The organism is Halomicrococcus pelagicus (assembly GCF_051917725.1).
In the GTDB taxonomy this organism is placed as follows: domain Archaea; phylum Halobacteriota; class Halobacteria; order Halobacteriales; family Haladaptataceae; genus Halomicrococcus.
The window spans coordinates 1-560 of record NZ_JBQBLX010000016.1 but is presented as its reverse complement, the minus strand read 5'-3'; the positions used below and the strand labels follow the sequence as shown (position 1 = coordinate 560).

Here is a 560-nt window from a genome sequence, read left to right as displayed (position 1 = left end):
GTCAACCTCGTCGAACTCCGCAAGCGCGTGGGGATGGTGTTCCAGTCGCCCAATCCGTTCCCCAAATCCATCCGGGACAACATCACGTACGGGCCGCGCAAGCACGGCGACGTCGACACCGGCCTGCTCGCGCGCCTGCTCGGTAACGCCAACGGCGACGAAGCCGACGCGCTCGTCGAGCGCTCGCTGAAGCAGGCGGCGCTCTGGGACGAGGTCGAAGACCGTTTGGACGACAACGCGCTGGGGCTGTCGGGCGGCCAGCAACAGCGGCTCTGCATCGCGCGGTGTCTGGCGGTCGACCCCGAGGTCATCCTGATGGACGAGCCCGCGAGCGCGCTCGACCCCATCGCCACCGCCAAAATCGAAGAACTCATCGAAGAACTCGCCGACGACTACACGGTCGTCGTCGTCACTCACAACATGCAGCAGGCCGCTCGCATCAGCGACCAGACCGCCGTCTTCCTCACCGGCGGCGAACTCGTCGAGTACGGCGACACCGACGACATCTTCGAGAACCCCAACAGCCAGCGCGTCGAGGACTACATCACCGGCAAGTTCGG

At 65.7% G+C, this 560-nt stretch carries 1 protein-coding gene; it reads left to right on the top strand.

Going from position 1 to position 560, the window contains the following annotated elements; translation table 11 throughout:
• Positions 1 to 560, top strand: a 560-nt coding sequence (locus ACTF4R_RS21155; protein ID WP_440010629.1) for a phosphate ABC transporter ATP-binding protein, incomplete at both ends; no start/stop codon positions are given.